Origin of the sequence: Nostoc sp., from assembly GCF_036917935.1 — a bacterium.
In the GTDB taxonomy this organism is placed as follows: Bacteria; Cyanobacteriota; Cyanobacteriia; order Cyanobacteriales; family Nostocaceae; genus Nostoc.
Genome location: NZ_JBALEL010000060.1, coordinates 172,358 through 198,928, shown reverse-complemented (window position 1 = coordinate 198,928; position 26,571 = coordinate 172,358). Strand labels below are relative to the sequence as shown.

At 42.5% G+C, this 26,571-nt stretch carries 18 protein-coding genes, 1 pseudogene and 1 riboswitch; of the genes and pseudogenes, 9 read left to right on the top strand and 10 right to left on the bottom strand.

The window, feature by feature from the left end; translation table 11 throughout:
- The first annotated feature begins 44 nt into the window (after nt 1–44).
- Nucleotides 45–2,189: an NHLP family bacteriocin export ABC transporter peptidase/permease/ATPase subunit gene (locus V7K62_RS26015; protein WP_442937339.1), complete on the top strand. Its 2,145-nt coding sequence runs from the start codon at nt 45–47 to the stop codon at nt 2,187–2,189.
- Nucleotides 2,190–2,391: 202 nt separating this feature from the next.
- Here the strand turns inward: V7K62_RS26015 and V7K62_RS26010 are convergent, their stop codons facing one another.
- Nucleotides 2,392–3,408 carry a cupin-like domain-containing protein gene (locus tag V7K62_RS26010; RefSeq protein WP_334869202.1) on the bottom strand — a complete coding sequence of 339 codons (1,017 nt, stop codon included), beginning with the start codon at nt 3,406–3,408 and terminating at the stop codon, nt 2,392–2,394.
- Between the two features lie 120 nt (nt 3,409–3,528).
- On the opposite strand from V7K62_RS26010, the gene V7K62_RS26005 reads away from it, so the two are divergent.
- Nucleotides 3,529–4,392 carry a thiopeptide-type bacteriocin biosynthesis protein gene (locus tag V7K62_RS26005; protein WP_334869200.1) on the top strand — a complete coding sequence of 288 codons (864 nt, stop codon included), beginning with the start codon at nt 3,529–3,531 and terminating at the stop codon, nt 4,390–4,392.
- A 39-nt stretch (nt 4,393–4,431) separates the two neighbouring features.
- On the opposite strand, the gene V7K62_RS26000 is transcribed toward V7K62_RS26005, so the two are convergent.
- Nucleotides 4,432–5,622 (bottom strand): RNA-guided endonuclease InsQ/TnpB family protein, encoded by a 1,191-nt coding sequence (locus V7K62_RS26000; protein ID WP_334869198.1) that lies wholly within the window; start codon nt 5,620–5,622, stop codon nt 4,432–4,434.
- A 576-nt stretch (nt 5,623–6,198) separates the two neighbouring features.
- On the opposite strand from V7K62_RS26000, the gene V7K62_RS25995 reads away from it, so the two are divergent.
- Complete coding sequence (locus V7K62_RS25995; protein ID WP_334869196.1) at nt 6,199–6,561, top strand: hypothetical protein; 363 nt, start codon at nt 6,199–6,201, stop codon at nt 6,559–6,561.
- A 73-nt stretch (nt 6,562–6,634) separates the two neighbouring features.
- Here the strand turns inward: V7K62_RS25995 and V7K62_RS25990 are convergent.
- The 3 genes and pseudogenes from V7K62_RS25990 to V7K62_RS25980 all read right to left on the bottom strand — a co-directional run.
- Nucleotides 6,635–6,779, bottom strand: a pseudogene (locus V7K62_RS25990) (IS1 family transposase); the annotation flags it as partial.
- A 478-nt stretch (nt 6,780–7,257) separates the two neighbouring features.
- Nucleotides 7,258–9,942 (bottom strand): tryptophan 7-halogenase, encoded by a 2,685-nt coding sequence (locus tag V7K62_RS25985; protein WP_334869194.1) that lies wholly within the window; start codon nt 9,940–9,942, stop codon nt 7,258–7,260.
- Nucleotides 9,927–11,429, bottom strand: coding sequence for a tryptophan halogenase family protein (locus tag V7K62_RS25980; protein WP_334869192.1), 1,503 nt, complete (start codon nt 11,427–11,429; stop codon nt 9,927–9,929). The genes V7K62_RS25985 and V7K62_RS25980 overlap by 16 nt, the downstream gene beginning before the upstream one ends.
- A gap of 176 nt (nt 11,430–11,605) precedes the next feature.
- Here V7K62_RS25980 and V7K62_RS25975 point away from each other — a divergent pair, with 176 nt between their 5' ends.
- From V7K62_RS25975 to V7K62_RS25965, 3 genes are read left to right on the top strand one after another with little or no spacing between them, the layout of a single operon-like run.
- A complete protein-coding gene (locus V7K62_RS25975; protein WP_334869190.1) occupies nt 11,606–13,375 on the top strand; it encodes an MBL fold metallo-hydrolase in 1,770 nt (589 codons plus the stop codon).
- Entirely contained in the window at nt 13,375–15,690 is a 2,316-nt protein-coding gene (locus V7K62_RS25970) for a lantibiotic dehydratase (RefSeq protein WP_334869188.1), read from the top strand. The genes V7K62_RS25975 and V7K62_RS25970 overlap by 1 nt, the downstream gene beginning before the upstream one ends.
- Before the next feature lie 37 nt (nt 15,691–15,727).
- Nucleotides 15,728–17,224: an MBL fold metallo-hydrolase gene (locus V7K62_RS25965; RefSeq protein WP_334869186.1), complete on the top strand. Its 1,497-nt coding sequence runs from the start codon at nt 15,728–15,730 to the stop codon at nt 17,222–17,224.
- Nucleotides 17,225–17,703: 479 nt separating this feature from the next.
- On the opposite strand, the gene V7K62_RS25960 is transcribed toward V7K62_RS25965, so the two are convergent.
- Both V7K62_RS25960 and V7K62_RS25955 read right to left on the bottom strand, forming a co-directional pair.
- Nucleotides 17,704–18,072 (bottom strand): nuclear transport factor 2 family protein, encoded by a 369-nt coding sequence (locus V7K62_RS25960; RefSeq protein ID WP_334869184.1) that lies wholly within the window; start codon nt 18,070–18,072, stop codon nt 17,704–17,706.
- A 268-nt stretch (nt 18,073–18,340) separates the two neighbouring features.
- Nucleotides 18,341–19,537, bottom strand: coding sequence for a family 10 glycosylhydrolase (locus V7K62_RS25955; protein WP_334869182.1), 1,197 nt, complete (start codon nt 19,535–19,537; stop codon nt 18,341–18,343).
- A 191-nt stretch (nt 19,538–19,728) separates the two neighbouring features.
- Here V7K62_RS25955 and V7K62_RS25950 point away from each other — a divergent pair, with 191 nt between their 5' ends.
- Both V7K62_RS25950 and V7K62_RS31655 read left to right on the top strand, forming a co-directional pair.
- Entirely contained in the window at nt 19,729–19,926 is a 198-nt protein-coding gene (locus tag V7K62_RS25950; protein ID WP_334869180.1) for a hypothetical protein, read from the top strand.
- Nucleotides 19,851–20,039: an LssY C-terminal domain-containing protein gene (locus tag V7K62_RS31655; RefSeq protein WP_442937337.1), complete on the top strand. Its 189-nt coding sequence runs from the start codon at nt 19,851–19,853 to the stop codon at nt 20,037–20,039. Before V7K62_RS25950 ends, V7K62_RS31655 begins: the two co-directional genes overlap by 76 nt.
- A gap of 187 nt (nt 20,040–20,226) precedes the next feature.
- Here the strand turns inward: V7K62_RS31655 and V7K62_RS25945 are convergent, their stop codons facing one another.
- Both V7K62_RS25945 and V7K62_RS25940 read right to left on the bottom strand, forming a co-directional pair.
- Nucleotides 20,227–21,138, bottom strand: coding sequence for an AIM24 family protein (locus V7K62_RS25945; protein ID WP_334869178.1), 912 nt, complete (start codon nt 21,136–21,138; stop codon nt 20,227–20,229).
- A gap of 226 nt (nt 21,139–21,364) precedes the next feature.
- The gene (locus V7K62_RS25940; protein ID WP_334869176.1) at nt 21,365–22,705 is read right to left on the bottom strand and encodes a voltage-gated chloride channel family protein; all 1,341 of its coding nucleotides are present in this window, start codon (nt 22,703–22,705) and stop codon (nt 21,365–21,367) included.
- Between the two features lie 95 nt (nt 22,706–22,800).
- Nucleotides 22,801–22,885: riboswitch (Fluoride riboswitch) on the bottom strand.
- Nucleotides 22,886–22,977: 92 nt separating this feature from the next.
- On the opposite strand from V7K62_RS25940, the gene V7K62_RS25935 reads away from it, so the two are divergent.
- Nucleotides 22,978–25,044 carry a potassium channel family protein gene (locus tag V7K62_RS25935; RefSeq protein ID WP_334869174.1) on the top strand — a complete coding sequence of 689 codons (2,067 nt, stop codon included), beginning with the start codon at nt 22,978–22,980 and terminating at the stop codon, nt 25,042–25,044.
- A 48-nt stretch (nt 25,045–25,092) separates the two neighbouring features.
- Here V7K62_RS25935 and V7K62_RS25930 read toward each other — a convergent pair whose 3' ends face one another.
- Nucleotides 25,093–26,289, bottom strand: coding sequence for an MFS transporter (locus V7K62_RS25930; protein ID WP_334869172.1), 1,197 nt, complete (start codon nt 26,287–26,289; stop codon nt 25,093–25,095).
- Nucleotides 26,290–26,571 lie beyond the last annotated feature (282 nt).

Below are 26,571 nucleotides of genomic sequence, written 5' to 3'. Positions count from 1 at the left end.
AAAGTAAGATAGATTACCGCGTCAAAACTCCTACCCTATTGCAAATGGAAGCAGTAGAGTGTGGAGCAGCAGCTTTCGGGATTATTTTGGCCTACCATCGCAAAATTGTGCCTTTAGCAGAACTGCGGCAAAATTGTGGGGTTTCTCGTGATGGTAGCAAAGCCTCCAATATGATCAAAGCTGCCAGAAATTACGGAATGCAAGCTAAAGGTTTTAAAAAGCAGCTAGCACAATTACAAGAACTTCGTCCGCCATACATTGTTTTCTGGAATTTTAATCATTTCTTAGTAGTAGAAGGATTTAAAAAAGATTGGGTTTATCTCAACGACCCAGCTACGGGGCCGAGGCGAGTCTCCTTCAAAGAATTTGATGAAGCCTATACAGGGGTTGTCCTGGTGATGGAACCAGGGACAGAATTTCAACGTGGAGGTCGCAAACCTAGCTTAATAGGCGCACTCATTGACCGTTTGCAGGGTTCTTGGGGAGCTATTCTCTATTGTTTTCTGGCAGGATTTTTTTTAGTCATTCCAGGATTAGTTTTACCGGTTTTTAATCAGATTTTTGTCGATAATATTCTGGTAGAAAATCGTACAGAGTGGTTGCGCCCATTGATTTTGGGAATGTCAATTACTGTGATTATCCAGGTGTTGCTGACATTACTACAAAGACGGTTTCTGAGAAAGCTAAATATTAAGTTATCGGTGGAGATGTCCGGGCAATTCATCCAGCATATTCTTCGCTTGCCAGTATCATTTTATTCCCAAAGATTTGCCGGAGAAATTAGCAGTCGAATCAATATCAATACTAAAGTTGCAGAAGTGTTATCGGGGCAGTTGGCCAGGACTGTGATTGATACCATGATGGTAGTATTTTACGCCATAGTTATGTTTGCTTATGATGGCGTGCTAACTGCAATCGGTATCTGTTTTGCTGCGATTAATATTTTGACATTGCAGTGGATTTCGCGGCAGCGCACAGATATTTATATGCGAATTATTCAAGATCGGGGCAAAGTTGCAGGTACAGAAATTGCTGCTCTTCAAAGTATGGAAACTCTCAAAGCATCAGCGTTGGAATCTGATTTCTTTTCCCGTTGGTCGGGGTACTACACAAAATTTATCAACGGTCAGCAGGAATTAGGCGTTACCAATCAAGTACTAGGTATTTTACCTGTTTTCTTAACTAGTTTAAGTTCCCTATCAGTTTTAGTTATTGGGGGTCTACGAGTCATGGATGGGCATCTTAGCATTGGGATGTTGATTGCTTTCCAAAGTTTAATGACTAGCTTTTTGACTCCAGTCAACTCTCTGGTTAATTTCGGCAGTACCTTACAGGAACTAGAAGGAGACTTAAATCGGCTGGATGATGTGTTGCAAAACGCAATCGATCCAGAATTGGACAGTCATAATTTACATACTTCTACAGCCAAACCCTTACAAGATATTTCATCCTGCGAACTTAAGGGATATATAGAATTAAAAAATGTTACATTTGGCTACTCACGAACAGATGGGCCTCTAATTCAAGACCTGAGTTTTCAACTAAAACCAGGACAGCGAGTAGCCTTAGTTGGTAGTAGTGGTTCTGGGAAATCAACAGTTGCCAAATTAGTCGCGGGACTTTATCAATCTTGGTCGGGAGAAATTCTCTTTGATGGTATCCCCAGAGAGCAAATTCCAAGAGCGATACTTTCTAATTCTCTGGCAATGGTAGAACAGGAAATTTTTCTATACGCCGGCACAGTTCGAGATAACTTGACTTTGTGGGATGATACAGTGTCAAATTCTCAATTAGTGCGAGCTTGCAAAGATGCTGCCATTCATGAAGTCATTTTGGCTTTACCTGGGGGGTATGAAGGCAACTTACTTGAGGGTGCTGCTAATTTCAGTGGAGGACAGCGCCAGCGTTTAGAAATTGCTCGTGCATTAGTCAACGATCCGACAATTCTGATCATGGATGAAGCAACCAGTGCCCTAGATACAGAGACGGAAAAAATTATTGACCGAAATCTGCGTTATCGAGGCTGCTCTTGTATTATTGTGGCTCACCGCCTCAGTACCATCCGCGACTGTGATGAAATCATTGTTTTAGAAAAGGGTAAAGTTGTGCAACGAGGCAACCACAAAGAAATGTCCCAGCTTGATGGTTCCTATGCACGGTTAATTCGGTCAGAGCAAGCAAGTGTTTAGCAATGATATTTGCGATCGCAGTCCCTTAACATACAATACGCTTGGCTTTGTGAAAAATTGTAGGTTGGGTTAAGCAAAGCGCAACCCAACAAAGCCTTGGAAATGTTGGGTTTCGTTCCTTAACCCAACCTACGCAGTTTAAGGTTTTGGCGCTAACCCAAGCGTATTGCCTTAACATAACTTCTTAATATGATCAATTAAGTTATACTTTTCCTATCAAAGATTTGTTAAGCATCACTTCACGTCTTCTCAACTCCCGAATATTCTTGATAGGTTCAAGGCCAAGATATTGCCCCCGAATCCTTAAAGATAGGTAGTTCAAAGTGTCCCTGCGATCGCTTTCACTCCCCGACAATGAATGGCTTGCAGCCTCTAGTTTTTCCAACCATTCCAGATGATGTGATTGTGCTTTTGTCTCATCTTGCAGCAACAGCGACAAGAACTGAACATCAACTGAGGGGGCTGGAAACAGATTAGCCAATCGACGATTATAAGAGTTGCGTCCTAAACGATAAGCAATTGACATGGCTGGTTCCAAATACTCAATATAATGCCAGATCATCATCGGCATAAAAATAGTTTCGCCAGGGTAAAGTACCGCATCAAATGCGTTGGTATATCGGAGAAAATCTGTTTTCTCAGCTTCTGACATATTTTCCAGGAAGATGCCACTTGTACGACATAGATTAGCCTGATCAATGGCATCTAACTTTTGAGTTTGATGCGGATGAATCAATACAAATCGTTTTGTGCCAAAAATTTGAAACAATAAGACATTACGTTGATCAGCATCATAGTGCAAATGAGCATAGTTATTGCTAGCAGCGATAAACATGTTCGAGTATAAATCGCTCTCATGACTTAAATTTTGGTATAAATTCAAGGGCAATAACTCAAGCAGCTTTTGGGGTGTAGGATACTCAACACAAATATCAAGAGTTGTGGGTTCTGCTTGCAGGAAATCAAGATATGCACCCAAGTTCATCATGCGGGGGACATCGGCTGATGTCGAATCTAGCAGATGGGCAATATAATTTGAACAGATTTGAACTGGGATGTCAGTCAAGCCTGTTCTTACCTTTTCAAAGCTATCCATCTGACGCAGTGATGAATTGTCAAACATATTAGTGATAATCACTGGGCGCTGCGGCAGAATATACTTTTGATAAAACACATCTGCTGAAGGTGCTTCGATACGATCAATGTTGTCGAGAACCATGTTTTTTTATTGCTAACATGCCGTAATGCTGCTTTAAGCCAGCTTCTATTGTCAACCTTTCTTTTCTTGATTTAACATAGGACTTATGCAATGGACTTATGCAATGTTAAAAGACATTTCATGACCGAAGAATCAACTTCAACTACACAATCTAGTAATAAGGACTGGGAAAACGGGAATTGGGTGCAACTTAACGTGGGACTCGTCAGGCATAAGGGTAATGCACTATCGAGTGCGCGTGCCCTCTTTGCCCGACTCGAACCGTTGCTTACTTACTGGCGGAGTAATAATTTGTTACGCTGTTTCTTCTTTATGAGAAAACCGCCAGATATGCGGGTGCGCTTTTTTACAACAGTGGATCGGCAACAAGCGATCGCACAAATCTCTGACCTCATGTATCCTCTTGAAGGTGAGAATTTTATTAATCTATTCTTCTTTAGTGAGTATCAGCCAGAAAGCGATCAATTTGGTGGGCTTGAAGCCATGAAGTTTGTTCATCAGCACTTTGACGCAGACACTTCAATATGGCTTATACTTGACCATCTCGATCAACATAACCTTAGTATTATCCCCAAAGACTTACTTCTTCCAACTGTGCTGCACGATCTCTTTAGCCGTGCTTTGTCAGATCAAGTATTTATTCTGGCAGCCTGGCACAGTTTAAGGGCTTTGATTCCTACACCTCCTGAAGCCACAATTCCAACAATTGAACTACTTTCTCTCGAAACTTTGTCTGAGTCTGGAACCGTAGCAGGACAAGAAGCTGATGTATTACAAAAATATGCAACAGCTAACAACATGCTTGCAAAGGAATTGGTTAATCTTCAGCATCTTGGTCAATTGACTCAGGATCTGGCTGATATACTTGCCGCAGTAGCAATGTTCAATTTTCACCGCCACGGGTTTGACTGGCGTCGTTCAGGGAAATTAATTGAAGCGATAATCCGAATTATTGAGCAAAAGGATGAAATTTCCATGTGCTGATTGACACTCTCCGGCGTGAACGCACGGGGATTCTTGAATCTAAGACATAACTTGCTCAATCAGGGTTACCCCAGAAGGAGTAGAGGTTTCATCTCCCCAAGCGTTGCTTGCGTCTAGCGCAAAGGTTCCAGTATGCCCTACCGTACCCAATCCTGAGTTAAGGATATTTATACTGGCATTATGATCTCTATCTAACTTGCAGCCACACTGACAAACGTGTGTACGAGTAGATAAGGATTTTTTCACAATTACGCCACAGTTAGAGCATTCCTGACTTGTATACGAGGGATTTACTGCAATAGTAATCCTCTTAAATACTTTCCCAAAATACTCTAACCAAACTCTAAATTGATACCATCCAGCATCATTGATTGATTTTGCCAAACAATGATTTTTCACCATGTTCTTAATCCTCAAGTTTTCATAGACGACTACATCGTTTGATGTGATTACGCACCTTGCCAATTTCACGGCATGGTCAAAACGCTGTCTACTTATTTTGAGGTGAACTCTACCTAATCTCTTTCGTGCAAAGCGTCTGTTGTTAGAACCTTTAACTTTGCGAGAAACAAGTCTTTGTGACCGTTTCATTTTCTGTTCCCCAGTTCGATAGAACCGAGGATTTTCAATCTTTTGCCCAAGGGAATCGGTGTAGAAGCTCTCTAACCCTACATCCAAACCAACTGTCTGATGAGTTGGAGCGATTAATTCTCTTCGGTTTACATCAATGCAGAATTGAGCATACACACCGTCAGCACGTTTTACCAATCTTACCCGTTTTATCTGGTTTATTTGATAAAAATGCAGGTCACGAGTGCCTTTTAACTTTAATCGACCAATACCATTTTTGTCAGTAAAAGTTATGGATTTACGATTATCGGCAAGCTTCCAGCCTGAGGATTTATACTCAACAGAACGGCAGTTTTTCTGAAACTGAGGGAAGCTCTTTTTACCCGATATCTTTTTCTTGCAGTTGTCATAAAATCGAGATATAGAAGCCCATGCTCGTTCGGCTGCGGCTTGCCTAGCCATTGAGTTTAGCTTAGATGCCCAAGGAAACTCTTTCGCTAATAATGCACAATGCCGTGAAAGTTCAACCCAAGATTTAGCAAGCCCATCCATCCACAATCTGATCGCTTTATTCCGAATGAACTGAGTCGTTCGGATCGCTTGATCAATTGCTTGAAACTGCAATGCTTTCCCGTAGGTTTTGAACTCAAAAACTAGCATGAATATTTGTTATTTGACTTATCTTATTATAGCACCTCCATCATAAGACTATCAAAGGATTGCCCTGGAAATATAATATAAAGCCGTCGTAGAACGACGGGGCTTTAGACCCATTAATTCCGGTAAAGTTGGGCTTTGTCTGTCGGGTATGAGTCCCAGTTCTAGAAGGCTTGCCAAAGCACAGGATGCTGAGTGTTGCTTTAACACCAAATAATTGCATTAACAACGCATACATGATGTGATGAGCTACTAAAGAGAAATATAAAGTGGCCTATGTAACATTTTAAGCTTCAACTAGCACCATTTTGTCAATTCCAATGTTAATTTTTTAATTGTAAAATCCAAAGCTAATGTATTATTAATTACAAATCTTTACTAAAATTAGCTAGACATTAGCCCATGCTTTAAGCAATTATTGTATTGGAAAATACTAAACCCTCGGTGATATAGCTGATATGTTGCCTAGTGGTTTGGGATTAATACTTTTGAAGTTAATCACCTGACTTTCAGATTTAGTTACCTACTTCGAGATCCCAAAGTATAAAACCAAGCATCTTATCTTAAGGAGAGTTGAAAATGTCTCAGCAAAGTTTTGTCGAATACTATGAAAATTTTTTAGGGCAACCAAGCAATTCTCAGTTGCGTGAGGCTTTGGATGCTACTGAAGCAGGCGAGTTTGCAAGAATCGCTGTTGAACAAGGCCAGTCAAATGGTTTTGATTTTAACACTGATGACGTAAAAGCCGTGATGGTTTCTGCTGAAAAAAAGGTTCTAGGTTTGTCAACTGCTTCTCCATCTGTGAATATCCGGTCTATTAATAGCGTTAACGGTATTAAAGCAAGACCGACTAACCGAGAATTGTCAGAAAATGAGTTAGAAAGTGTTGCTGGTGGGCTGGCTTCATCCAAAGTTGGAGATACAATTATGTGTTGCTGGTAGCCTTGATTTCAGGCTTACAGTGTCAGTACGAATAAACGTCGTGACTAGAGGCGTTGCTAAATAAAGATATGTTTTAGGCTGACAATAGAACAGAATAATATTTGAGGTAGTGCAGTAACATCAAAGAGAATGCCTCAGTATTTATTGCCTTTGGAATAGCAGAGTGTTTTTTGATGAAGATGAACCAGATAATATCTCAAATGAGTATTTTTGTTCTCGGTTTATCTCAGTATCTTGTCTGTCTAACCGACAATTTGATAGCTATCAGAATTCACTTCAATTCATATTAATATTGTCATGCAACGCCTACCTAAAAAGCGAAATCTCAAGGCACTTCCTCATAAAAAAAATGGAGATGCCTACGTTTGATTTGATAAAGCAGCATTAACAACACCAGTCTGATAAAAAGTTCGTTTTAAATTCATCATTTTTTTTGTGCGATCCTAACCTTTTAATGTAACGGTTTTGAGATCGCATTTTTCAAAAGCACTAGTTAGAAGTCATGTGTCGTGTGCTTAATATGATACATAAAAAATCATTCAGATGTATTAAAGCACGAGTATCTATTGTTACTTCAGCATATTATTCTGATCGACCGCTAGATTGGATTTGTGGAACCGATTTTTTTCAGCACTTATAGCAATCGTCATTTGTGGTTCAATTACCTGAAAATTGCTGTAAATGCCGATTAGCTTATTAGGCAGGAAGCCAAGTGTGTAACCAACTATCTTGGCGCTTGGCAAAGTCGTAAAGCAAATCTTGCCGTTTCTCGCGCAAGCAGGAGAGGGCTTCATGTTGGGGCATAGCGGTGCTAGCCAGCCCTTTGAGAATTGCCATTTGGCGTTGCCAAGTGGCTGGATCTTCGACGGGTTCGACAAAGCGGGCGGATACCTGTTGACCAGCTAAGAGTGTGTCATAGGAGTGATCGTCAGAGAAAAACTCTGGAGGATGTAGTGTATAAAACAGAGAATTTCGATAAGACAGGGGGGCCCGCTCACTAAATAACGCTAGTCGCTCTGCTGCGCCAGAGATATCTGTGTCTCTATTGGCTGCTTGCCAGAAGGGAGTAGATAGACGGTGATTGAACTTGTAGTGAATTCCGAGAAACCAACGCAGGGCATCCCAACGATCGCTCATCTTGCGGTTGAGTACAGATTTGATTCCTTCATCTCGTTTTGATGCTGGAAGGTTGGTAAGCAGGAGTTCCAATTCTAGAACGATCATGTGGATCGCTGTTGATTCTAGTGGTTCTACAAAGGCATAGGAATTTCCGATCGCCACAACGTTGCCTTTCCAAAAATGCTCATGCCGCCCAGAACGAAACTTCACCACCCAAGGGTCGCCCATCCCCGGATTTTTGGCACGCATTTCTTCTAGAGCTTGGTCAACACTACAAAATGCTGAAGAAAACACATACCCCCGATGATCGGCATCCTCAAAGGGAATATTCCAACACCAGCCATTATTCATGGTTTCGGCTAGAGTGTAAGGTTTAACTGTACCATTATGGGGAACGGTAGCAGCGATCGCTTGATCAGTGCTGAGGGTATCTTGGTAACTCACAAATTTTGAGCCAAGTTTCTCCTCTAACAACAACGAACGGAAGCCTGAACAATCAATATATAAATCGTAAGTTAGTTTCCGCCCATCCTCAGTGATTAAATAGGTAATGGTTTCACCATCGGCAGACATCTGGGCATCACAAATTTGCACATCAATATGCTGTATTCCGGCGGCGATCGCTTCCTCTTGGAGGTAACGAACAAACCGCCGATTATCGAGGTGATAGGCCCAGCGAATCTGGTGAAGTAGGGACAACGGAGTACCATCGCCACGATCAAAAATAGGAGCGCGATCGGCACTCATCAGCATTGCCCCCAAAGACTGATTGTTCAGCGTTGACTCATAGAGGAGAGATTCTAGCAAGCGTCCTCGCTGAAACGGAAACGTAAATTCATAATCATCAGGCAGTCCCCACTGGAACTTAATTCCCAACTTCCAGGTAGGACGAACCCGCTGATAAAAATCAACGATGTCTAGCCCTAAAAAGCGGGGACTATGGAGAAACTTAACCAGTTCTGGAGTAGTTGCCTCGCCCACACCAATCACCGGGATGGCACTCGATTCCAGCAAAGTCACCTTAATGTCTGGTCTGAAAGCGCGAAAGGCTAAAGCCGTGAGATAACCGGCTGTGCCGCCCCCCAAAATGCCCACAGTTTGGTAAGCATCGGCTGCTGGGCGGATTGCTGCCTTGGGTGAGTTCGGCCAGATCCGCCCAATTTCTTCAGCAGCAGCAGCGATCGCGCTTCGTTCGATAACTCCCAACGGTTCATCTAGTCGCGGGGCACACTCGTGACACTCACTGCTAGGGAGAAGCCGTTTAACGGTGCGTAGGCATAGCCCGCCGTAGGCATCGCCCTGTCCTGTAATTTTCAAAACGTTGGTTGCACGAGTTGGTGTTAAGGTCGGGCCTAGAAGCGAAATGGCTTCTTCAAGACAAGTCTGCGCTACAGAGGATAAGAGTCGGCTATCCGCTTTGGCAACGATTGGGGTTGAAAGTTGCGGCCAAATATCTTGAAATACCGATGGCAACCCTTCCAGGGTGATGACTCGACAGCCAAAACAAGCGGTTGCACCTCGGATAACCGTTGGGCCGATAAGTGCTGTTTCCTGAGAAGCGGTGACAAATAAACATGGAGTGCCACTGGCTAGCGCCGACTTGTTGACATCCAACAGTGCCTGAAATGGTACACCTTCCAAAGCACAAATAACAAAGTCGAATTCTTTAAAGAGTTGGCATAACCCAGAAATACTAACAGAGTCTAGACTATCTTGGTATGCTGTCGGGGCTAGCGAGGATAGATATGCTAAAGTGCCGTTGACGAGTATCCGTTCTTGCTGAAGGGCGCGAAACTTAGACGTTTGACAGGATTCAAAATTCTTCAGATAAAAAGCGCGACGATTATGAAAACCTGCGGCAGCAAATGTTTGATCGAGAAGATCAAGTAATTGGTGATTGCCTAGTAAAGCGATCGCCTTTTGACCTAACTGCTTAGAGACTATGGGCAAATCCCAGCGATGATTTTGGGGTGGGGTTTCAGTTACTACCTCTTCAATAATATCCAGCTTACTTAAAGCCAAGATGATCTCGTTTAAGTAGTTGCGATCGCTAGAGTCTGCAAGTTCAGCATAAATTGCCTCAAGCGGACGAACTCCATCAATCAGCACCAACAGTTCGCGGATAATGCTGGGCTGAATGCCTTCGAGAACAAACACTTCGCTGCCCACCCAGCTACAAACCTCACCCGTTTCACTGAGAATTAAATGGGCATTGGGATTAATCCGAGGCACCTGGGGAATGTTATCTATGAAGTCAGCCATTGACATTTTTTTTGTTTAACAACCTGAATCGCCTCCTGGATTGGTAAGGCGTTAGCACAATTCTTGATGAAATAGTTTTTGACTTGTCGCCAATTATCTAAATCCAAGGTATCATTGTTGCTTTGATACTTTGTGGCAACCTGTTGACCCATAAGCAGATTCAGATAGCCGTTATATCCAAAAACACTATTTTTACGCAGCAGGAGTTGACCAATTGGTGATGGGCCATTGTTTTGAAAAAAGTCTACTACTGTTTCGGCATCACCAATATCAGTTTGCTGCCAGCAGTGTCGCCAGAATTCTGATTCTACTCGACGATTGAACTTAAAGTGAATCGATAAAAAATCACGAATATCATCCCACTTTTCGGCGATCGCTCGATTCGCTAGATTAATTAATCCTGCGGTTGGCTGCTGATCGGAATCAATCAATACATCACACACATATTTAATGGTTTCGCCAATCATGTGTAATCCTGTTGATTCTAGGGGTTCTACAAAACCTGATGCGTTGCCAACGGCGACGACATTATTTACCCAAAATCGTTGATGTCGCCCTGACTTGAACCTAATAAGATTATGCTCATCGCTCATTAAGGGATTCTGACGTTTCATTTCTTGCAGAGCATGATCATCACTGATAAAAGCAGATGAATATACATAGCCACGGTTAACTTTATCCTGCAAATCAATTTGCCAACACCACCCACTCTGCATAGTTTGGGCGGTTGTAAAGGGGTAGATCGCATCATCTCGCATCCATGTGCCCGTGACAGCAGAATCACAAAATAAGCTGTTAGAAAAACTGCAAAAGGGTTCTTGCAGAGTCTCTCCTAGCAACGTCGAGCGAAAACCAGAACAATCAACAAATAGATCGCCAGCCAATATTGTGCCATCAGAAAATTTCAGCTGGCGAATGTAGCCATTCTCTGCAACCTCAGTATTTTTAACAGGTTTATCAATAATTTTTATGTTAAGTTCAGCCGCTCTTCTTTCTAAGTAAGAAACGAAACTGGTATTTTCAATATGGTATCCAAAGCGTTCATCAACAACAAAATCGCCATTTTCTTTACGGAAGCAAGGCGATTTATTCTGCTCCATCAACAGTGAATAAATACTGGATTCTGTAGTTGAATCCAGACAATAATAAGCGGTACTTTTACTTAAAACACTGAGTTTATCTGCCAGATGAGTCACGAAAGGATAGTTGAAGTGGGACTGAGTAGAATCCCCCCAAATAAACTTAATTCCCAATTTCCAGATAGGTTGTGTTTCTTCATAAAATTGCTCTCGGTTTAATTCTAGGTACTTATGTAGAAACCAAGGTATCCAGGCGGTAGTCGCTTCACCCACTCCAATAATTGGAACGGTTTTGGAATGGACTACAACCACGTTCAACCAGGGCATCTTCACCTTCAAAGCCAAGGCAGAGAGAAATCCAGCACTACCTCCGCCAAAAACTACGACATTGTGTATTGTCTTTTCCACACGTATGACTCAGTACTCCTCTGTATTCCAGTATGCAAGCTTCATGGCATTTAGGAATTATTTGCTACCAATCTTAGCAATTGATATTTTGCTTCTTAAATTCCTTAAAGATTTTTCCCTTTTACTGTAAAGTCGGCTACTATTTTCTGACAGTACCAACAACGGAAACAATTCTCATGCGTGTCACAATTTGTGGTCATGCCGCTTTATACATTGAAACTACCGATCAACGCATCCTCCTCGATCCATGCTTCTCGGATACACTTGTCGAGGGCACGCTTACTTATTATCCTGGTCGTGTATTTGAGTTAGACAAACTACCAAACCTAACAGCTTTGGTGGTGACTCATGGACATTTCGATCACTTTCATTTAGAAACCCTCCAGAAGCTTAAGCGTGAACTGCCTGTGATCACTGCGGATGAACCGGCACTGGTCGAACAGCTGCAAAAGATCGGATTCTCAAAAATAATCATCTGTCAGCCTTGGCAGGCGATCGCCCTTGGACAAACTTACCTGCTCCCCACTCCTTCAGACCATGAAGAACCAGAGTTTGGGCTGTTAGTTCGAGATTCAACTGGCGCATTCTGGCACATGGCAGATGCAGAAGTAACGGCGGAAATTGGAGAACGAATCACGCAAGAATACGGTGCCATTGATTTGATTTCAACCAAGTATCAGCCAGTAGTACGTGCCAGTATGGGCTATTTGCACGGTATGGGAGCAACATTTGATCGGCAAGGGGTAGTCAGTTGGCTGGAAGCGGCATGTGCCTGCAACCCTGCTTTGGTGTTCCCTTACGCCTCAGGTCTGTGCTTTAGTGGTCGGCACGCCTGGTTTAACCGCTATGCGTTTCCGTTAAGTTCAGCAGAAACAGTTCGCTTGTTGCAACGTCGGCTTGGTTCCCTAGAGCGAGCGATAACGGTGCGTCCTGGTGATGTGATTGAGCTTCAAGCTGGGCAACCTCCGCAACGACATGAACAGTCAGCTGATTTCGTTAGAGAAAAGCCATCTCTTGGGTTGCGCTGGGAACCAATCGATATCAGCACCCTCACAGGATTGTCTACACCTGAAGAACGGCGTACCTTGCAACAAAAGCTAGATGTATTCTTGGCCGGGCCTTTGGTTTCGTGGCTCAAACATCAGTTCAAACAGACTCACAGCAGTTGGACTAGTTTCCCTGCCGAGCAGGTTGTTTGGCAGTTGGTGGTTCATGCCGGAGATGGAGAACGGCTAAACTATACCATTGATTTTCGTTCACAGGATTTTTCCGTCTTACCAGGTGAGCATCCAGAAGCAAACTTCTTTACCCACATGGCCGGACAAGCTCTTGACGATGTAATGATGGGCAAAATGCCGGGGTTAATTTTTTGGCTGGCGGGTGAGGCTCGTAGTTATGAAAAGGTTATTTGTGTACGCAATGGTCGTTTCGAGTGTCCAAAGTGGCCAAAGACAGCCGAAGATTTCCCCTCAGATCCCCTCACTTACTATCTCCGTCATTTTGGAGCTGGCGAAACTTCTCTCGTTCAGCCGGAATTGGCTGATGCCCAGTCTGAGAAAGCACCAGAGTCACCAAAAAGTACCAATGATATTCAGATTCTCACCCGTTTAGGGGAGAACGAAAAAGTGATGAACAAAAAAGTTCTACTGGCTTATTTGGCAGTTCAAGAAGCAGAACGCTTGGGACTGAAGATTTCTGATATTGAAATTCAAACAATGTCTGACTCCTTTCGAGAGCAATTTGATTTACTCGATAGCCAAGATACAGAGCAATGGTTAAAGGAAGCAGGCTTGAGTATTGAGGGATACTCAGCTGTGATGCGAGATTTCACCGCAGTACTGAAGCTGGAGCAACATTACACTAGAGTAATCGATCCACTGCTCACCAATCATCGCCGCGTGGCTACAGCTAGATATGCCCGCCCACAAGGGGATATAAACGACTGATGAATCATCCCAGAAAACAATTTGAGCTTGCCCCTGTTGGTATTTTGCGGGCTGCTGCTTGGCCAATCGAGAATATTCAGAGTTTTGGAAATCAGGAACTTGCAAGCCTAGCGTTAGCAGCAAGCCGGACAAATGACGATCGCACCTGGAAGGAATATACAACAGCCTATCAGCAGGTGTATGAAGACGAGCGCGATCGCCTTTGGCAGATGACCGCAGCAGATTCATGGTTTATGAAAGCGTTGCTGTTGTCTAATCCGTCACTCGTCACGGAAATACAGCGTGGGCTGCCACAAAGACAGGGAAAACGGACTAAAAAAATTCGGCATCTGGAGACGGCACTGTATCGTTATCTAGCGCGGGCTGTGGGACGGACAACACCATACGGCTTATGGGCTGGTGTGAGTTTAGTCGAGTTTGCCAAGACGGTGCGGCAGGAGTCGGTTGCAGCTAAGTATTCATTTACACCTGACCTCCGTCCTTTTCAAACGATATTGCGATCGCTAGCTCAACGTTCAATTTATCGTCAAGGTGCAACTTGGCGATTGAATCCAACCTTGAGACGACAAGCAGATGGTTCTTGGCGCTTTTGGGGTCGCACTCCAGAGGGGTTAGTCGAGCAGCGTGAAATCGAGTTTCAGGAAATTGTGGATATCCTCTTAGAGGAACTGGCCAAATTCGATCTGGGGACATTAGATGAATTAGCTAAAACAGTGGCAGCCTTACCTCGCTGGAACCATGCAGCAGAACTAGAAGATATTCTGCATCTTTTCATTGATGGGGATGTGCTTTTAGGCGGACTCGATCTGCCCGATCGCTTTGAAAATCCTTGGGAAGCATTAGCAATTGCAGCAGACAAACTAATTGAGCCAGATCGGTGTCTCTGGAATAGCACTATCCAAGAACTGCATTGCCTTTGCGATACTCTCGCGGCAAAGCTTGATTTCATGTCTCTGGATACACTTGCGGATTATTTACAACAAGCAAAGACTTGTATTCAAGAACTCACTCAAGCCCTTGATGTTTCGCTCGCCCAGCTAACCAAGCCAGTGTTGCACTGCGATTTGGGACTACCGTTTCGGATTGCCATCGATGAGGTGCAGCAAAACATATTACTTCAAACACTCGCAGACTATGAGCGTTGCTGGATTGAAGGTGCAAGTCCAGCCTCGGCAATGCGGATGGCATTTCGTGAGCGGCTGAAACAGGAATTTGCCGAGGGTGTTGCACTTGGGGATCTCAAATCCACCTTGGGTTCTGAAATGAGAACAGCTCATAGCCATCCTGAAGTTGTCACCCGGTTGGACGCGTGGGAGCGATCGCTATCGCAAAATACAGAAGTAGTCGTTCTCGAAACCAGCAGCAATTCGCCAAAGTCGCCTCTGTCTAAAGCTCCTTTCGGTTGTTTGTTCACGGGTCTATTTGAGTCTTTCCAACTGGTAGTTCACGGGATTAGTGATGATCCGGTGCGAATCTTTGCTCGGTTTAAAGACTTACTGAATGAGAATAATTTATTGCATTCTTGGTTTCAAGAAAAGCTTGACTGTTTGGCAAGCCAACATCAAATTCAAATTGCAGAACTAAAAAGTCCCTTTGAGTCAAATCCAAATGTACTGGCTCGTCCCCATTTCAACCTTCTTCCCATTGAGTTGTGGGGGGCGAGTCAAAATACTCCATCTCTAGCCGATGCAGAAATTTTTTTAGATCCAAAAACACAATTGCCTTTTTTAAAACTGCGATCGGCTTCGCCCAACCCTGTTGCAGTATTTTGGTTTTCCTTGGCTGCGGTTAATACCCGTGACCCCATCTCTGAGCAGTTACTTTGGACTACCTTTCAAGATAACCCGATGGCGGTCTTTCGCGCTCTCACAATGCCGATGCAGATTGAACTGACTGCACCTCGTTTCACTCCTCGTGTTCAGCTGCCAAAAGAAGCGATCGTCCGTCCTCGGCGGACAGTTTTGAGTGGGCAAGTATTAGCAGAACTTGCCAAATTGATTGGAACAGAGCGCTTTGCCAGATGGCAGCAATTAGCTGCTGAGTATAGCTGGCCGATACTGCTCAATCTGCAAATAGAGGATAAGCCTTCACTCCTTTTACATCGGGACAGCCCTTTAGCCCTTGAGTCTTTTTTCAAAAAAGACCTACAAAAACACACCCGATGGCTAATTGTAGAAGAGTTAGTCAATCAACCTTGGCTAGTTGACTCCAAAGGGCAGCATCATATCGCAGAACTTGCCTTACCCTTTGCCCACACCGAACATGGCTGGTCGTTGCGTAGAGATCAAACGTCGATTATAAAGGTAGCTGGCTGAAATTGTAGACTTTTGACTTTTAACTATTGACTTGCTTATGATACGTCAAAGATTAAGCAGCAGCATTAAATTCCAACTTATCTATCAGGACGAAACCAAGTTTGGTAGTGCTGTGACTGGACAATGTGACACTACCATCCGTCGCTACTGCGCCAGCATCACAGAACACCGCAATCGATATGGTCTTGCAGATGTGGTGGTTCATTCGCGGGATTTACTGGCATTAACAATGGTTCCAGGTGGTCTGGCGGATTTGTATCAGCGTCATAGTGTCCTCTTAGAAGATTGGCTATATCCCGATCCCAAAGCTGTTAAACCCATTGCACTTGAGATGGAACGCAATATTGGCAAAACAATCGTCATCCAAGAATTATCTCCCAATCTCCTATCCGATCTAGCTTTGTATTTAGGGGAATGGCAAGAAGGAAGTAATGCTCCAACTACAACCATTGCTCGCGAGTTATGGAACGTATTAAGTGATTATGGCGCACTGGTTGAAGTCAACGAACTATCCGTCAAGCCTCAACTGGGCCATGCCACTTTTGTCGGTCACTCCACCCTACGGCTCAGTGATGGCAACTCTAGTATTCTCTTCGATCCATTTCTGTTGCCCAAGTCTAAACTTTATCCGCCAAACTACCAACCCCTCAGCTTAGAGGAAATGGGACAACCCGATGCAGTATTTATCACCCATTCTCACCCCGATCATTTTGATTTAGGAACGTTGCTGCGAGTTGGTGCAAACACCCCAATCTTCGTTCCCGAAGTTAAGCGAGAATCTGTACTGGCAATTGATATGGCGTTGCGGCTGCGTCAGCTTGGGTTCGAGAATATTCACACACTACGCTGGTTTGACGAAACTCAAATTGGTAGGATGCGAGTTATTGCCCTACCCTTCTACGGAGAACAGCCAACGGTTGCCCAAGCCCTCCACCCAGAGATTCGCAATCAGGGCAATACCTACCTCGTCGAGTATTGCGATCGCCGTGTTGCGCTCACAGGAGATTCAGGGAGTGATTGCCTAGGAGATGTCAAAAAACTTGCAGCTACAGCCTTAGAGCGTTATGGTCCCCTTGATACTTTATTTGGTGGATATCGAGGTTTCGGACTGTATCCGATTCAGTATCTCTTTTCATCAGTCGCTCGCTATCTTCCTTTTGTCCCAGAGAATAGCTGGCAAGTACGTCAAAAGATGATGTGTGATGCCGATGATTTAATTGATGTAGCAGAAATCTGGAATGCTAAACGAATTGTACCGTACTCCGATGGGGGTGCGCCTTGGTTTTGGCAGCGCGGTCTTGGCCCTTGCCTTGATGGATTGCAAGCACACATCATGGCAGTTGATCCAACCCCAGAGCATGTTTGCCAGGTAGCGACTGTGCGCTCTGGAACCCGCAAAGATGGAGCAATCGCCTCTCCTGTATCGATTTGCTTGCTTCGCCCTGGAGATGCTCTTGCGTTTGCTCAAGAGGATACACGACTAGTTCAAAACCAATCTTGGCCATATTTTAAGTCGGTAGGTTCGCCCATTTAAAAAAGTTGAAGAGGAATTAAGATGCTGTAAAGCTTATGCAGCTTTATTTAGATAGGATTATTGTTAGCACTTATCCCGCAACAAACTCAGGGAGAGTATAGAAGCCCATTTGACATCTAAGAAGGTGCTGCGAGTCTCTTAACCATCAGCCGAATAAAACAAAGATTAACCTTGGCAGTGGCATTAGCTAGAGTTCTCTCAAAGTTCTTAAGGCATCATGTAAAAATAACTTGAACAATTTACCGAATTGTTAGATCATCAGAATGTAACCGAATTAAAGGCTTAGGTGTCTGTTAACCAGGTAGTAGAAAGCATTCAAGACAAGTATGATTCGTTAAAGCCCTATTTGAACGAGAAAACACGGCGTATTTGGGCAGCAATAACCGTCTAATTGGTGTAACGGTTTCGTTTTCGATTAGGTAAATGCATCCTTATATTCAGCCACAAGAGATCGGATATTTATCCAGTTATATCAGTGTTTATGAATCCTGAATGTCCATTCGCCGGATTAAGCCATTCTCGATAGTGTAAATATGCTGAACCATTTGGTCGTAGATCAAGTTTCCATCTAAACCCTGCACTACTTGATGAACATAGACTACTACTCGCCCACTCTCATCGGGTTGAAACTTTGTAGGTTCAACATGAGGATCAATCAAGCTCCACTGACGAGTCCAGTAATCACGCACCGCCTGATGACCGCGAACATACCCGCCTTCCATACCATTAGCCCACTCCACATCAGAGTGCATCAGTGCAAGAACAGAATCAATATCACGAGCGTTAAAGGCAGCATACGCTTTTGTGAGTAAATCCTGCTGTATTTGAATTAGGGTTTGTCCATTCACTGGTTTTTCTCCATCGCTTTGACAAATTCATCTTTGCCACTTTTAGCATTACGCTCATGACACCAGCAAATGTCCCAAAATAAAGTGGTTTGGAACATCTACTCAAAAACCAAGTTAACACTATCTGCATTCATGTTGCAGCCAAACAGAGGTCGTTCAATAGGCAATCGATATTCTTTCAGCAGGTTCAATAGTTTGGGTGATGTCTACAGTCCCGCTTTGAGAGCGATGTCTACGACGGGCTGCGCCTACGCTACTTTCTCCATGTTCAAAGCGAGTTTTTTAAGCTAGAAGCTGTTTTTTCTGGATTTCCTGAAAACGGAAAAACTAAGATGCTTTTGATTTTGGGATTATCAACTAATTCTTTTAAACGACCAAACTGCCGATCTGTAATTGCAACTCCAGCATATTTTTGAGCGTAATTTAATTCTTCAACAAAATTACTATCATTATAAGCTTGAATAAATACGCGATCCACACCCCATTTTTCCCAGTCAGCCGCAAAATATTTTTTAGCCCAATAAGGATTATGATGACAAATATCAAAACTCACTGACCCATTAGCTATTTTCATTGAAGTTACCATTTGTTGCACAAATTTAGTTAAATTTGCAGTCCGATCAACTTTTCCTGGTAATTCAGCATAATAACCTAGATAATCATCCCATTGAACTGCATCGATATTTGGATATTTCTTGACAAACTCTACTAATATATTTTTAAAAAGATTAGCAACTTCAGGAACTTCCACATCCAGTACATAATGATCAATTCCAGAGTAGGTTTTATCCACTCCTGGAACAATCCATTTCCGATTAATCGCTAAATCAAAAATCGGGCTGTTTTTATCTATTTTTATCCCCTTTTCAAAATAAGCATGAACTTGCATTCCTTGTTTATGTGCTTCGTCTATCAACCAATTTAACCATTGCTCTTGAAACTGGTTTGGACAACTTTTATACCCAAAGCTTTGCTGCATAACCTCACTATTATACATCGTACAACCATTCCCCCAAACACCGTGAATAATTGTATTAAATCCTTGAGAGCGATAGTAACGAACTCTTTCACGAATCGTTTGTTCATCAGCATTATTGGTAACTTGATAGCGAGTTAAATAAATTCCTCTAATTACTTTCTTTTCCCAAGGCGTTTGAGGCAATTTAATTTTTTCTTTTAAGATTACTTTTGGTAAAGTTTTGTTGTTGCTAGGAGCTAAGGGTGGAGTAATTTTTACATAAATTGACGGAGCTATAGAAGCAGTTGGAGTAATAGTTGGAGAGCTAGTTATAGCGGAGTTAAAAATATGTATATTTATCTTCTTGCTATTATCTAAAACCTTGCTTATTTCTAGATATCCTCTCTGGCTAAACCACCAATATCCACCTCCTAAGATAATTAGGATTATAGAGATCGGAATATTTGAGCATCCACATCCGGTTGGCTCTTTCTTTTGACTCGGCATATAAAACTCCAATTTAGTTTTTGACAATATACTAAGACTCAATAGCCTGTTTCATTAGGGTTTATCTGAATTTTTTCTCACAAATAAGACAAGATTGTATCTAGGATAATAACGATATAGCGTTTCCTGATCACATGAGATACATCATAGTCCCCTCATCGCTTGCGGGGAGGGGGTTGGGGGTGGGGTTCTTGTACCTCACTCAACTGAGAACCGCTATAGCGTTCCTAGCGATCGCTGCAAATAAAAACTTGGCACAACAATTGCAGTCTCGACTACAAGATTTTTGGCTATTGAATTCATCTGATGGACTGTGGGGGGCAAAATCTGCACAGGACAGATTACTCACCACATTGATGCAAATATTGACCTTGAAAGAGATAGCCTAATTAAAAGTATTGCTTATACACATCAGATTGTTAGTTTATATCAAGTCACTGGTGTCGGAGCTACATGGCAAGCTCATAATGGAGGAGGTGACAAGTATTACACAGACGGATAATTAACTATTTGTGTACTTTCTACCAACAGTATTGCACAAACCAAACCCTATACTCAGTCGCCCAATCCACAACCAGTTGAGATTAAAAATCAAGTGTGGTCTTTACTAAGACACTTGTTAAAAAGCTAAATCAAAATCAAGTTTTAGCCTACAAAAGACTTGAAGTTCAAGCGAATGACTGACAACTTTACCCAAGATTGCCGCTGCCACCGACCTGACTTGCGCCCTCAGAAGCAGGTGGGTGATAAGTCATAGACTGTAATCCTAAACGACCAGGGCCAATAAAACGGTTGAGAGTGAATGAAATACCGCCAAGCATTACCCCAATTGCTCCGAAGATGCCGCCACTGGATTGTAAGGCTGTCACTGTCTCCATTTTCACCGATGAATCTTTCCATAGCCATGCTCCAGGTTCTACATCAAGCACTTCTCCAGGAGCGAGGTATTTTTCAAAAACATTACCGTAACCGTGGATTAAAAGCAACCCTCCTTGTTGTTGACCAATAAAGCGGTCAATAAAGAAACCACCACTGCGACTAAAAAAGAGGTTTGCCAGCCCTCGCTGGAAAAAGAAACTATACTCAATATTACTGGTAGCGAGTAAGAACTGATGTTCGCGGACATCAACTGTCTGTCCACGCTCCAATCGTAGTACTACAATCTGTCCAGGTGCCTCGCGGGAGAAAGCGATATTTCCTGGCCCATGTGCTTCACTGATAAAAATTTGTAGCCCAGCAAAAAAACGTTTGGCAGCCCCTTTCAAGCCTTTGACACCAAGGCGAACATTCGGGTGCTTCCATAGGAGAATATGATGTTCAAAGTAAATCGATTGCTGTTGCCCTAAATGAACATCTACTACAGGCACTACTTCTCCTTGGATTCTTAAGCTTAAGTCACCGGAATGAAAGGTTTCTTGGGGATTTCTCAATTCCGGGGTCGGTTCGCTACTGAAATCTGGCATAGTATTAGGTGGTGAATAGTTTTTGGATAGATCAGTTGGCTGACAAAAAGCAATGTCATTAACAGGATTGCCGCAGGCACTACAGAACTTGTTACCTAAAGGGTATCGATGGTTGCAATCGGGGCAGAGTTTTGTCATTACTGGTATGCTAACCCGGAATTATCTGATTACCTTAAAGCAAACTCAAATAAAAGAGTAAGTAATAAAAGCGATGAATCAACTATTGTTAGAAATAGGAAGATTTTATTCCGAACAAAGTAATGATACTAAATATCATATTCCTTGCTTTTTTAAAATCTTAAGACAATTTGCTTAATAACTCTAACAGATAAATTATTTTAGTGGTTCTAATTGCGTCTATAATTTATTCCTCAGAATTACTTATTTCTTCTTCCCCATCATCAGGTAAATCAATTTTTGGCTGAATTTTTTCTCGTCGATAATTAGCCAAAGTCACCCCTTCTTCTAAATATACAGCAGAGTATTTACTCAACCCAATACGCTGTGCCGAGTAAATTCCAGAATGACCTGAAAATAAATAGCTCACTATACAGCCAATAGCAATAAATACTCCTGATTCCAGACCAAATAGTTCAATTCCCATTAAAGTTGATGCCAAAGGTGTATTTGCTGCACCCGCAAATACACCCACAAATCCCATTCCTGCTAAGAGTGGTGCAGGTAATGCTAAAAGCAACGATAAAGCATTACCTAAAGTTGCACCAATAAAAAATAAAGGTGTCACTTCTCCTCCTTTAAAACCAGCTCCTAGAGTTAGAGCAGTCAGACCTAATTTTGCTGCAAAATCCCAAGGAGGTAGCTGAGTGAAAAAAGAATCAACAATAGTAGGTATGCCAAGCCCAATGTATTTAGTTGTACCACTCAACCCAACAATTACTGCTATCATTGCACCGCCGATAAAAGGACGCATTGGAGGATAAGATATTTTTGCTTTAAATAAGTGACTAATTTGGTGAGTTACTTGAGCAAAAAATCTTGCGACTATTCCAAAAATTGCACCTGCGATAATGGCAGAAATCAGCCCCCAAATTGTGAGCGGCGGTATAGAGGGAGCGTGTCGGTATGCTGTATGATGTAAACCTAATAGCAAAGTTACTTGATTACCAACGATCGCAGCAATTAAAGAAGGAAAAAGAGCATCGTAATGAATTTTACCAATGGCTAAAACTTCTATACCAAATACGGTTCCAGCTAAGGGAGTACCGAAAACGGAAGCGAATCCTCCACTGATACCTGCTGTTAACAGAATTCGCCGATTAGCCCCTTTAAAATGTAATATTTTAGTTAACTGGTCTGAAAAAGTTGCACCCATTTGTAATGCTGTACCTTCACGACCGGCTGAACCACCAAATAAATGAGTGAGGTTTGTTCCTAATAACACAAGAGGAGCCATACGGAAGGGAATAATATTTTTGGGGTTATGAATTTCTTCCAGTAAAAGGTTATTTCCGCCTTCTACAGTCTGACCAAATTGATGATAAATCCAACCACTCAAGAAGCCACCAAGGGGAAGCAAGGCGATAATCCACTGATGCGATTCTCGCCAATCAGTTGCCCATTCCAATGATGCTAAAAGAGCCGCAGAAGCCGTTCCAGCAAGAATGCCAACCACAAAGGAAATAGGCAACCACTTGATTAGGTGGGGTAAGGCAATAAATGGTTCAAACTGACGAAAGTCTTTCATACCATGACTCCTTGAGGTGCGATTTGTAGACAGATACTTTCTACAGGAGAGTCAGGTAATGCATTTAGCCAAGCCCTACTCTCCCGCAGTTAGCAAGGAAAGTAGGAGCCATCAGCCTTCCAGATGAGAGTTTATCGCACTGGAAAGGCGGTTTTGGCGAGCTCCATCGCCGTTAATGATTTAATTAAATCAATAATACCATTATTGCTGTTGGCCAATATCTTTGGTATTCTACGATAGAGATAAATAATGTGTATCATTGGCGGTATTATATGCTGCCATCATCAGAAAGTAATTACCAGCCTGTTAAAGATTCTCAGACAAAACTAGATCGGTTTTTAGTTTGTGGGCTAGGAAGTTTGGGTCAGCATTGTGTTGCAGTCCTGAAAGAGTATGGTGCTGTTGTCAATGCTATTGATCAAGAACAACCCAAAAATTTGCAGGTATCAAGTTTATTAGAACAGTTATTAATCGGAGATTGCCGTCAGTCCAGTGTTTTAGAACAGGCAAATATTTCTCAGTGCCGAACTGTAATTTTAGTTACTGGTAATGAACGGGTAAATATAGAAGCTGCTTTTGCTGCAAGGCTTCTAAATCCTCAAGTTCGCCTGGTTGTACGTTCTGACAAACAAAATCTCAATGAACTTTTAAGTCAAACTCTTGGTAATTTTATTGCCTTTGAGCCAAATCAAATTTCCGCTTCTGGCTTTGCTATTGCAGCCCTTGGAGATGATAATCTCGGATATTTTCAACTGGAAGAACGCCAATTTCGGGTAGTAAAGCGTCACATTCAAATGAGTGATGACTGGGGCAATAAATGGCATATACATGAACTAAATACCTTATCTCGTCGGGTATTAAGTCACACTAATGATTCATCTCCCTTGCCTAAAGAATTTCATCAGTGGGAGCCAGAAGCGACACTACACCCAGGTGATACGATTATTTATATCGAAGTTACAGAACAGCTTAAAACTTTGAAACAACTTGCTACTGTGCGTAAGTATAACTGGCGGCAGTTATGGCAAGAGATTGTATTAGGCAGAGCGTGGAAGAATTTCAAACATAAAATGGCATATCTCTCGCGAACATTCTATCGTTATCAGAGTTTGCGGGTGGCAATTATCTGTGGAATTACAGTACTTTTTCTTTGGTTTTTTGGAACAATTATCTATTTCTTAAATTATCCTGAAAGTAACATAATAGAAGCCTTTTATGCTACTGCTGTCTTGCTTTTAGGAGGATACGGAGATATATTTGGCGGTGTGAATTTTAAAACGCCACCAGAACCAGCAGCAAATATGCCAGGGTGGTTACGATTGTTTAGCCTCGCACTAACTTTAACGGGTATAGGTTTTGTTGGGGTTTTATATGCGTTACTAACTGATACTCTGTTAAGTTCAAAGTTCCAGTTTTTCAATAGTTATCAGCCATCAATCCCCCAAAAAGACCATATTGTACTTATTGGATTAAATCGAGTCGGTCAGCGAGTCGCGGCTTTGTTACAAGAATTCAAGCAACCTTTGGTAGGTATTAGCAGCACAACACTCAACGCAGATTTTCTCAACAAAATACCGCTGATTATTGATAATATTGCTGATGCTCTGGGCAAGGTGAATCTCGCTAATAGTAAAAGTGTTGTTGTCGTTACGGACGATGACATGGAGAATTTGGAAATAGCTTTGATGGCATACGCTCAGAGTCCTAAAACTCGTGTGATCATTCGTATTTACGACCAATGCTTTCGCGATAATGTAGCACGCTTGTTTCCTTATGCTCAAGTTATTTGTACTTCTGCTATATCAGCAGAAGTATTTGCTGCTGCGGCTTTTGGAGAAAATATTCTCAGCTTGTTTAACTTTGATACTCAAACTATTTTAGTAGTAGAGTACATGATTGAGGCTGGAGATACACTTAATGAATTATTATTGGCTGAGGTTGCTTATGGTTATGGAGTTGTACCAATTTTATACCAAAGCCTGAAGCGATCGCCTGTTAAGTTAATGCCTTCTGATCGTACACAACTTGCTAGTGGCGATCGCCTGGTTGTTCTGGCAAATAGCAATAGCCTCCAGCGGATTGAGCGGGGTGAAATGTTTCCTCGCAATTGGCAAGTAGAGGTCGAGAAAGTTTTAGCTCAAGATGCTATTTTTGACGGTGCAAATGAAATAAGTATAATATCAGGATGTAACATCGGCACAGCTAGAGAGTTAATGCATAATTTGCCTGGACTGCTACCAGTAGCATTATATAAACAACAAGCTTTGTTACTAGTGCGAAGGCTTAATAAATTAAGAGTTACAGCCCGCTTAAAATCATTCGTTCAGGATCAAGATTGAGGAAGAGACGCTCTTGGGTAAAGAGGAGCTTCTTGATAAATTAAAACCTTATATTTGTGAATATTTTTTTCTATTAATTACCAGCAATAACACAGCAGCGAACGCAAACAAGGTTCCAGTTATAAATGTTGCCTTTGCTCCCAGTGTTTGCCACAACCCACCCGCTAGCAAACTAGCAGGTAAAAGCGCTAATCCCACAGCCAAGTTGAAAAATCCAAAAGCAGTACCGCGCAGATTTGCAGGTATACTATTTGCCACTAGCGCTAACAGCAATCCTTTACTCATACCTAAATGCAGACCATAAAGGGCAAACAATCCCCAGACTTGCCAAGGTGTCTGCACGAAAGCAAAGCCTAGATACACTAGAGCGTATAAGAAAAATCCGCCTACTAGTAAGCCAAATTTGCCCACGCGATCGGAAAGTATTCCTAGTGGGTAGGCGCTGAATGAGTAGGCGATGTTCATCACCATTAAGGTCAACGGTATGAGGGAGGCAGAAATGCCTGTTTGTTCAGCTCGCAGCAACAAAAAAGCATTGCTGGAGTTGCCTAAATTGAATAGTAGCGCCACTGCTATAAGTACCCAGTATCCTTGACCCAAACTGCCTAAAGTTTGCCATTGCAGAGGGTTGCTTCGGTTTTCTTGAGTTTCACTTGTTGCTGGTTCGCGCACTCCCACCGTTAATAAAGCCACTGCAAACAATCCAGGGATGAGTGCTAGCCAAAAAATCAGGCGGAAGTTGTTTTCAGAAGCAGCCATCAGGGCAAATGCTGCCAAAGGCCCTAAAAATGCTCCGATAGTATCGAGGGATTGACGCAATCCATAAGCTGCACCGCGTACCTCTGGATTAGTGGAATCGGCAACTAAGGCATCGCGGGGTGCTACCCGAATACCTTTACCAACGCGATCGCCAAATCGAGCTATTAACACCCCAGTTGGACTGGTAGCTATAGCGAATAGAGGTTTCACAAAGGTTGATAATCCATACCCAAACACCGCTAATCCCTTACGATGTCCCAAGTAATCACTCAATACTCCCGAAAAGACTTTTAAGATTGAAGCTGTTGCCTCCGCTGTACCTTCAATGATGCCAACAGTCAAGATATTCGCCCCTAAAACTGACACTAGAAACAAGGGCAATACAGAATTAATCATCTCGGAACTAATATCTGCCAGCAAACTAACAAACCCCAAAACCCAAACAGTCTGGGGGATTTTCTGGACAAATTTATCTTGTACCTGCATATTGCATGTTTCTGCTATAGGACTAGTATTTGATTTTTGAAATGCACGTAGTGGACTGTCTACGCAAAATAGTGCATTAGACGTAGGTTGGGTGGAGGCTTTGCGTAACCCAACTGATTATCAGGATGTTGGGTTACGCAAAGCCTCCACCCAACAAAGCAATTTTTTTACTACAATTTTTTTGCAACATTAAAGCCATGACAGTCCATTACAAGACTACCGAGATTTTTTCAGAAATCAAATATGATTCCTATATATCTATTTAGATATGTACACCTCTAC

Excerpts from the sequence above, each read along its gene's own strand:
- V7K62_RS25930 (WP_334869172.1), bottom strand. The coding sequence starts at position 26,289 with ATGCAGGTACAAGATAAATTTGTCCAGAAAATCCCCCAGACTGTTTGG.
- V7K62_RS25935 (WP_334869174.1), top strand. The coding sequence starts at position 22,978 with ATGCTGCCATCATCAGAAAGTAATTACCAGCCTGTTAAAGATTCTCAG.
- V7K62_RS25955 (WP_334869182.1), bottom strand. The coding sequence starts at position 19,537 with ATGCCGAGTCAAAAGAAAGAGCCAACCGGATGTGGATGCTCAAATATT.
- V7K62_RS25975 (WP_334869190.1), top strand. The coding sequence starts at position 11,606 with ATGCGTGTCACAATTTGTGGTCATGCCGCTTTATACATTGAAACTACC.
- V7K62_RS25995 (WP_334869196.1), top strand. The coding sequence starts at position 6,199 with ATGTCTCAGCAAAGTTTTGTCGAATACTATGAAAATTTTTTAGGGCAA.
- V7K62_RS25940 (WP_334869176.1), bottom strand. The coding sequence starts at position 22,705 with ATGAAAGACTTTCGTCAGTTTGAACCATTTATTGCCTTACCCCACCTA.
- V7K62_RS26015 (WP_442937339.1), top strand. The coding sequence starts at position 45 with ATGGAAGCAGTAGAGTGTGGAGCAGCAGCTTTCGGGATTATTTTGGCC.
- V7K62_RS25970 (WP_334869188.1), top strand. The coding sequence starts at position 13,375 with ATGAATCATCCCAGAAAACAATTTGAGCTTGCCCCTGTTGGTATTTTG.
- V7K62_RS26000 (WP_334869198.1), bottom strand. The coding sequence starts at position 5,622 with ATGCTAGTTTTTGAGTTCAAAACCTACGGGAAAGCATTGCAGTTTCAA.
- V7K62_RS25945 (WP_334869178.1), bottom strand. The coding sequence starts at position 21,138 with ATGACAAAACTCTGCCCCGATTGCAACCATCGATACCCTTTAGGTAAC.
- V7K62_RS25985 (WP_334869194.1), bottom strand. The coding sequence starts at position 9,942 with ATGGCTGACTTCATAGATAACATTCCCCAGGTGCCTCGGATTAATCCC.
- V7K62_RS26005 (WP_334869200.1), top strand. The coding sequence starts at position 3,529 with ATGACCGAAGAATCAACTTCAACTACACAATCTAGTAATAAGGACTGG.
- V7K62_RS26010 (WP_334869202.1), bottom strand. The coding sequence starts at position 3,408 with ATGGTTCTCGACAACATTGATCGTATCGAAGCACCTTCAGCAGATGTG.
- V7K62_RS25965 (WP_334869186.1), top strand. The coding sequence starts at position 15,728 with ATGATACGTCAAAGATTAAGCAGCAGCATTAAATTCCAACTTATCTAT.